Annotated in this window: 6 protein-coding genes and 1 pseudogene; 1 reads left to right on the top strand and 6 read right to left on the bottom strand. The window is 71.7% G+C overall.

Going from position 1 to position 7,272, the window contains the following annotated elements:
* Position 1 precedes the first annotated feature (1 nt).
* Positions 2 to 982, top strand: coding sequence for an Lrp/AsnC family transcriptional regulator (locus tag AB0I68_RS38505; protein WP_363182103.1), 981 nt, complete (start codon positions 2 to 4; stop codon positions 980 to 982).
* A 711-nt stretch (positions 983 to 1,693) separates the two neighbouring features.
* Here the strand turns inward: AB0I68_RS38505 and AB0I68_RS38500 are convergent.
* The 6 genes and pseudogenes from AB0I68_RS38500 to AB0I68_RS38475 all read right to left on the bottom strand — a co-directional run.
* Entirely contained in the window at positions 1,694 to 2,095 is a 402-nt protein-coding gene (locus AB0I68_RS38500; RefSeq protein ID WP_363182102.1) for a cofilin family protein, read from the bottom strand.
* A gap of 1,062 nt (positions 2,096 to 3,157) precedes the next feature.
* Positions 3,158 to 3,430 (bottom strand): hypothetical protein, encoded by a 273-nt coding sequence (locus AB0I68_RS38495; protein WP_363182101.1) that lies wholly within the window; start codon positions 3,428 to 3,430, stop codon positions 3,158 to 3,160.
* A 30-nt stretch (positions 3,431 to 3,460) separates the two neighbouring features.
* Positions 3,461 to 4,792, bottom strand: a complete 1,332-nt coding sequence (locus AB0I68_RS38490) for a ferric reductase-like transmembrane domain-containing protein (RefSeq protein ID WP_363182100.1) — start codon at positions 4,790 to 4,792, stop codon at positions 3,461 to 3,463.
* A gap of 824 nt (positions 4,793 to 5,616) precedes the next feature.
* On the bottom strand, positions 5,617 to 5,847 hold the full coding sequence (locus AB0I68_RS38485; protein WP_363182104.1) for a hypothetical protein: 231 nt from the start codon (positions 5,845 to 5,847) through the stop codon (positions 5,617 to 5,619).
* Positions 5,783 to 6,221 (bottom strand): annotated as a pseudogene (locus tag AB0I68_RS38480) (P1 family peptidase); the annotation flags it as partial. The pseudogene AB0I68_RS38480 and the gene AB0I68_RS38485, both read right to left, overlap by 65 nt.
* Before the next feature lie 39 nt (positions 6,222 to 6,260).
* Positions 6,261 to 7,272 (bottom strand): PLP-dependent aminotransferase family protein (locus AB0I68_RS38475; protein ID WP_363182099.1); only part of this gene is annotated, 1,012 nt, incomplete at its 5' end.

Below are 7,272 nucleotides of genomic sequence, written 5' to 3'. Positions count from 1 at the left end.
CATGGATCAGCGGCTGGTGGCCGCGTTGCAGTGGGACGGCCGCCTCTCCGCGGAGCGGGCGGCCCACGTGCTGGGGCTCAGCTCCGCCACCGTGCGCCGCCGCCTGCACGCGCTCGGCGCCGACGGCACCGTGCGCGTGGTGATCTCACCGGTCGCGCGACCGCGCAACGGCGGCTCGGCAGGGGCCCTGTTCCTGCGCATCCGGGTCCTGCGGGGAAAGCTCGACACGATCGTGGCCGCTCTCGCGGCGCGCGAGGACATCCCGTTCATCGACGTCACCACCTCGGGTGACGAGATCTTCGCGGTCGCCCGCACCGAGCCGGGTTCACGCGACCCGCTGGTCTTCCGGCAGCTGCCCTCCACCCAGGCGGTGACGTCCCTGGAGAGTGCCACGATCCTGCACGTCTTCCGGCTCACCTCCGAGTGGCGTCACCAGGTGCTGACCGCGCCCGAACGCGCGGCGCTGAGCCCGGCCGAGCCGGTCCCCGAAGCGACCGCTTCCGGTTCCCCGGGCCCGTACGGCGTCGACACCGATGCCCTGGAACAGTCCCTCATCGACGCTCTCACCTTCGACGCGCGCCTGACCGCGGCGGCCCTGGCCGCGCGCACCGGCCACTCGGAGAGCACGGTGCGCCGACGCCTCGCCCAACTTACGGCCCAGGGCCGCCTGATCACCCAGGTCCTGGTCGAGCCACGCCGCCTCGGGCTGCCCATCGAGGCCAAACTCCTGCTGCACGTGGCCCCCGACCATCTGGCCGCCGCCGGGCAGGCGCTGGCCGACCACCCCTCGGTACACGGCGCGTTCGCGACGTCGGGACCCTCGAACCTGCACGCGGCCGCGTACTTCCCGGATCTGACGGCCCTCTACGGCTTCCTCTCCCGCGACCTGGTCGGCCTGGGCATCACTCACGTCGAGACGGCCATCGTCAGCCGCGCCGCCAAACGCACTCCCGCGCCGGTCCGGCCGGTCCCCTCGAGGTGACGGCACCGCCGCGCTGACGGGTCGTCGGCGGCATACTCCAGCCGGTACCAGGCGACCAGGCGGAGCGCGCCATCCGCTGGTCGACTCGTTCCCCGTGGCCGGCGATGTGCCGCTCGGTCCGGCCAAACGGCGCAGATGTCGCGGTCGCGCCGCTCACGGCCGCCTCACCGTCCCGCTCGACCACCCCGCCCTGGGGGCGCGGGATTGCCAGGCCGGGGCCCAGCGACTGGCCCTGGCCCGGATATACGACTGGCTGGACGACACGCTCGCCGACCGAGACGGTGCGTCGAGGGGGCCGCGGCCTAGTTGGTCGGGTTTTCGAGGGACTGAGCCGGAGCCCGGCCGCCGTCCTGGGGTGGCGTCGCGGGCGGGCGTTACGCTCCGCTATCCGAAGCGTGTTGCCACCTGATCGGCGAGGTCGGTGGCAGGAGTACTGCCGTCGACCGTGATGGTGTCGAGCGCGTGGGTGTCGGCCTGGCTGCGGACTGCCTCGTCCAGAGGGCATCGCACCGTCCACCCCGAAACCCGACTCCGATTTCTCGGGATCGACCGCGAGCGCAGCCGGTGGAGTGGCTGCGGAGCGTGCGGCTACTGCCGCCTGCCCGAGAGTCCCGTCCGGCTGGGGCTGAGAGAGAACTGACTCCGGTTTACGCGGAGGATCATCGTCGCCATCTGCGTCGGCGGCCGGGACGGCCCGTGCGACGGGGCCGGTCAGCCGGCCAGCGCGACGAGGCGTCGGTATTCGAGCTGGGCTGTTCGTCTGGCCGTGAGGTGTACGTGGACGTCGGTGAGGAGCTCCTTGAGGGCGGTGTAGCCGTCCGTATAGGTGGCTTCCTGGCTGATGGCGCCCGGGGGCACCCAGAGGATGAGCAGCTGTTCGTTGCGGCGCGCGCCGTCGGGGGCGGCGAAGCAGAGTTCGTGCACGACGAGGCGGGGCTCGTCCGCGGGCAGCGCGTGGATCAGCTCGTCGTGCGTCAGGTTGGCCTCCGCCGCCACTTCCAGGACGGCCGGAGCGCGGCCGTACTGGAGGATCACGGTGTTGATCTCCCGGGTCTCCTTCACATGATGGAGGGCGTCGAGACACCCCTCCGGAAGGATGGCCGTGCTGCTCACGGGGTTCTCGTCTCGATCGGGCCGCCACGTGGGATCAGCGCTGCGGAGTCTGCTGAGGATGTGCATCTCCGCGCTTCGCGTCCAAGTGATCCTTCGCGGGGGCGTCTGGTTCGGCTACACGTAGTGGGCGGTTTCTGCATCGGCTGTGAAGGTGAAAGTGAAGGGGGAGCGGGTGCCGGTGATGTCGAAGAGCTGGTGGAGGTGAGGGGCAGTCCGGCAAGGACGACGTGGTGGTCGATGCGGGCGACCGGCAGGGCATGGAGGAGTGAGCTGTCGGCGAAGGCGACGTGGCTGAGGCCGATGACGATGCGGTCCGCGGTACGCAGGGCGTCGTTGATGACGTGGATGGCGTCGAGGCCGAACTCTCCCCGGACACGGATCAGCGCCGCGCCTGGCTTCTTCTCGCACACGGCTTCGGCCACCGGCGTGGTGAGCGGGGCGGGCTGAGTACGGGGCCGGGTGGGGGCCTGTCGCGGGGTGTGGTGGTGCATGGCTGCCGTCCTTGCCGGTCGGAGCCCTCCCTTTCCGCGCGTCAGGGTGCGGGATGGAAGTGTGCGGCTTCTACGACGGCCGCACGATTGAGGAGGTCCGTAGCGGGGTGCCCCCTGGGGTGAGGGGACGCGGCGGCGCGGAGATCGCCAATGGCTACTGCCAATCTACTCCCCATCATCGCGTGCAGGATGCCCCTGACCAGCGCAGCAGCGCGGCCCGCGCCGAGGATCTCGCCGTCGACCCGGACGCGGCGGCCGCCCTCGGCGTCTGGGGGTGGACGATGACGTAGGGGTGCCAGCGGATCCGGCGGGAGAGGTGGAGGAGCTGGCGGTCGAGCTCGCCGAGGGGACGCGTGGGTGGGATGGAGAGCCGGTTGTCGGCGCGGATCACTCCACCTCGAGTCGGACCAGATCGCCCGGGAGTACTTTCCGCCATGGCTCGATTACACCAGGATATTCGAATGTGCGTGCGATTGAAGGGGGTGTGCCGTTTCGCCTTCCCGCCCGGTACAGCAGGCCCTCCAGGCCCAGCTGTACCGCGTGGGGCACGGCGGCTGCGCAAGTCCCTCGCTCAGCGCGCGAACTGCGAGCTTGCCTTTCCACTCGGGGGCGGCGCGGCCGGGTCGACGGCCACCGTGAGGACCGTTGCGGTCAGCACGCTGGCCAGGGTGAGCCCGGCGACGAGCCATCGGGACGAGGACTTCCGGTGCCGGGCGGTCGCCCGGCGGGCTCGCGGGAGCGGCCCGGACATCGGCCTGGGCAAGGGCGAGAGGTGCTTCGTCCCGTAGCGCGGGGCGGTGTCGCCCTGATGGGCGGGCTCCTGGGGTGCGGGGTGCCGGTTCATCGGAGAATCAGAGTCCTCACATCGGGGTTCTCAGTAGGTGAAGCACTCTGAGTGGATGCGTATGGAAGGGACGCCCGCCCTGATCAGTGCCGCGGTCGTCGCGTCGGCCATGCCGGGCGGCCCGCAGAGGTAGACGTCGCGGTCGGACAGGTCGGGAACGAGCGCACGCAGGGCCTGGGGAGCGAGAGGGTCGTACGCGGCGTCGGAGCGGCCCACCAGGTAGTGCAGTGCCGCCTGGCGGGCCTCTGCGATTGCCTCCAGCTCATCGCGCAGGACCAGTTGGTCGGCGTCGCCCGCCCGGTAGAGCAGAGTGAGGTCGCCGGGTCCTGCGGGCAGGGACTCGAAGAGAGCGCGCATCGGAGTGATCCCGATGCCGCCGGCAATCAGCAGTACCTTGGGTCGGGTGCGCCGCCGCTCGGTGAGCGCACCGAACGGGCCGGTCGCAAGGACCCTGGTGCCCGGCCGCAGCCCGCGGACCCTCCGGGAGTGCCTGCCGAGCGCCTTCACGGTGATACGGAGACACTCGTCGCGGGCCGGCGCGGAGAGCGAGAACGGCAGGGCGGTGTGCCACAGACCGCGCCTCAGGAATCGCCAGCGGAAGAACTGACCCGGCTCGGCTTGGAGTTCGTGCAGCCTGTCCCCTTGGATGGTGACGGAGACCACGCCGGGGCCTTCCCGTTCGACAGTGGCGACGCGCAGTCCGTGCCGCAGGGCCTGGCGGACCGGGACGATCCCGCGATACCAAGCGAGCAGTACGCCGACGACGGTGTGCAGCAGGGCCCAGAACCAGGTGGTGAGAGCGGTGACGGAGACGTCGGGGCCGGCGAGCTGGTGAGCGAAGCCCAGCGCGGCGGCGAGGTAGGTGAGCAGGTGGATGCCGCGCCATGCCTCATGCGAGACCCGGCGGCGTACGGCCCGGGCAGAGCACAAGCCCACGCCTGCCAGCAGGGCGGCGCCCGCGAACGCGGCGGCGATGGCCGGGTACCGGATCAGGGCCCCGGTGGCGGTCAGCAGGTCGGTCTCGGTCCGCAGGGCGTACGCAACGAGGGCGAACAGCCCGTGGGTGGCACACAGAACCAGAACCCACCGCCCGCCGAAGGCATGCCAGCGGGCGAGGCGGTCGGCGCCCACTCCGTGCTCGACCGCCGGCACGCGTGCCATCAGGAAGAGCATGGCGAGGATCCCGTAGCCGGCGAGGAGCCCGGTGAGGTGCGCGGCGGCCCCGATGAGATCGTCGGGCCGGGCAGAGAGATGTATCTGCGCGGCCCACAGCAGGGTGACGACGGCCACACCGGCGGCCAGGCCGGCTCGCAGCCGCTCGGGCGGGGTCTTCATCTGCGACGCGCCGTGCCAGGAGCGCACGCTCTCCCGACCCGCCTACGGGCGCGGCATATCCGGCGGGGGCCGGGGTGCGTGTGGGGGCCGGCCGCAGTCGAGCGGCCGGGAAGAGTGCGCGCGAGAGTCATGCCAGGTTTCCGTTCCGCTCGGTGATCGTCGTATCCCCCGTCTGCTGTACCGGCGCAGCACCGAAGGCGACCTGCAGGGGCGTAGCACCGGCAACTATGCGCAAACCCGCTCGGGTCAGGCAATGGCGATGCACACAGGATGACGTCCGTCACGCGCAAAGTTTTGACCCATATATCCGCATATAGGGAACGCGCGTACCCTCTCTCTGCTCGCCTGTGGCGCCACAAGGCCGCAGTCTCGCCTTTGCATTCCTGCAGTACGAAGCCGTGCAAACCGATGGCTCACGCTTGGACGCAAGCTTGGAGAACTCTTTGCACTCTCGGTGCGAGATCCATTCAAGGCGCTGCCGGGCCGTGACCGGTCCGGCGGCCTGCCGCACGGCGGCGAGGATGTGCTGGTAGTCCGGCGGGAGTGTGGCATGCTCCACGCCGGATGTGCGGTGCCGGATCAGGCGGCGCGTCCTCCAGTCCGGCAGCTGTAGCAGCCGTAGGACCTCCCGTGGGAGTGGACGGGGCGGGGGCACACAGGAGGTCGGTGTCGGCAGGCGCGAGCATGCCAGGGTGCTGCCGGGCAGGCGGAGGCGTCGGTGGGCGCACGCGACGTCCAGTGCGGCGCACGGGGAGGACTGTCGCGCCCGGGCGTGCAGGCTTGAGAGCCCCATACGCCATTGCGCCGCAGTCATCTGCCCAAACCGCCTCACCACGGAACGTGACGGCGGGTCAGTACAGATCGCCGTACGCGGGAAAGACTCCACCCGGCCCGTCGAAGCCCTCGGCCGCACGCACCGCCTTCACGATGGCCCGCATCACGGCGTCGGTAGCGCCCGCGAGGACGGCGTTCAGGGCGGCGGTGTCAGGTACCTCGTGTTCCTCGGTGGAGAGCGCGCGCCGCGGCCTCCACAGCCGCACGGCCGAGCGCCGCGTCGGGCCGGGCTGCGAAGTCGCCGCCACGCCCCAGGTCCAGCAGGGCGGCAGCGGGCACGACAGGCACCACCTGACCTGGGCGGGGACCGACCGGTACACCGCGCCCCTGCTCCTCCAGCCAGGCCATCACCCCGTGCACGGCGGCCAGACCGTAGGCACTGCCGCCGGTCAGGACGATGGCCTCCACGCGCTGGACGAGAATGCGCGGATCGAGCGCGTCGGTCTCGTGCGTACCGGGGCCCCACCTCGCACATCGACCGCGCCCACGGCACCCCCGACGGGAGCCAGCACGACGGTCGTACCGGTCAGCGCGCCGCCGCCCACAAGCTGCACGTGACCACCCGAAGTCCGTCCACGTCCGTTATCGCATCCACGCGCTCCGCGAAGTCCATGTCATCCATGGATCACGGAACATCAGTCTGGCGGCTGAAGGACGAGCCTCAGCCGTCCGGGACTCCGCCCGCCGGCAGGCCGTGGCGCGTGCGGCCACTGCTGCGGGACAGTGCGGCCCAGGCCGCCGAGAGGCGGCCGACCAGTTCTGCCGAGGTCTGCGTGGCGAAGGAGTAGGGGAGGCGGATGTAGTTGTCGTGGGCCCCGGTCGGATCCATGGCGACGCCCGGGATGACCTCCGCGCCGTGGCGCAGTGCCACTTGGGCGTAGATCCGGGCGTCCGTGCCCGGGGGCAGCCGGATCCACAGGACGGAGCCTCCCCGCGGTTCCTGCCAGCTCCAGTCCGGAAGCTGTTCGGCCAGGAGCCGGGTCATGGTGGCGAGCTGCTCGCGGCGGATGCGAGCCCGCTCGGGCGCGAGGGCCGGGAGCGCGGGGAGCAGCCGGGCGGCGAGGGCCTGGTCCAGGAGCGGGCTGCCGAGGTCGTTGAGCGCCTTGAGCCGGGCCAGGCGGGCCACGATGTCCTGGGGTGCACGGAGCCAGCCGATCCGCAGACCGCCCCATACGGCCTTGGTCAGCGAGCCCACCGTCAGCACGGTTCCCCGGGCGGAGTGCGCGGCGATCGGCGGGGGAGCCTGACCGGGGGCGAGGGCCGCCTCGTGGGCGCTGTCCTCCAGGACGGGGACGCCGTGTTCGGCGGCGAGGTCGGCCACTCGGCGACGGCGGCCGGCGGACATCAGGCTGCCCGTGGGGTTGTGGTAGGTCGGCATCAGGTAGAGCAGCGCGGGCCGGTGTTCGGCGAGCGCGGTGGCGAGCCGGTCGATCCGGACCCCGTCGGAGTCGACCGCGACGCCGACCAGCCGGGCGCCCGCGGCTCTGAAGACGTCCAGGCAGCCCGGCCAGCCCGGGGATTCCACGAGGGCGGTGGACCCGCGCCCGAGGTACAGCTGGGCGCTCAGGGCGACGGCCTGCGTGGCACCGGTGGTCACCACCACCTGCTCGGGCACGGTCGGCAGGCCGTGCCCGGTGTGGTGGGCGGCGATCGCCGCCCCCAGCGCGGGCAGC

The sequence above is a fragment of the Streptomyces sp. NPDC050448 genome, assembly GCF_040655295.1.
Classification (GTDB): Bacteria; Actinomycetota; Actinomycetes; order Streptomycetales; family Streptomycetaceae; genus Streptomyces.
This window is presented reverse-complemented; position numbering and strand designations above follow the sequence as displayed.

Excerpts from the sequence above, each read along its gene's own strand:
- AB0I68_RS38495 (WP_363182101.1), bottom strand. The coding sequence starts at position 3,430 with ATGAACCGGCACCCCGCACCCCAGGAGCCCGCCCATCAGGGCGACACC.
- AB0I68_RS38505 (WP_363182103.1), top strand. The coding sequence starts at position 2 with ATGGATCAGCGGCTGGTGGCCGCGTTGCAGTGGGACGGCCGCCTCTCC.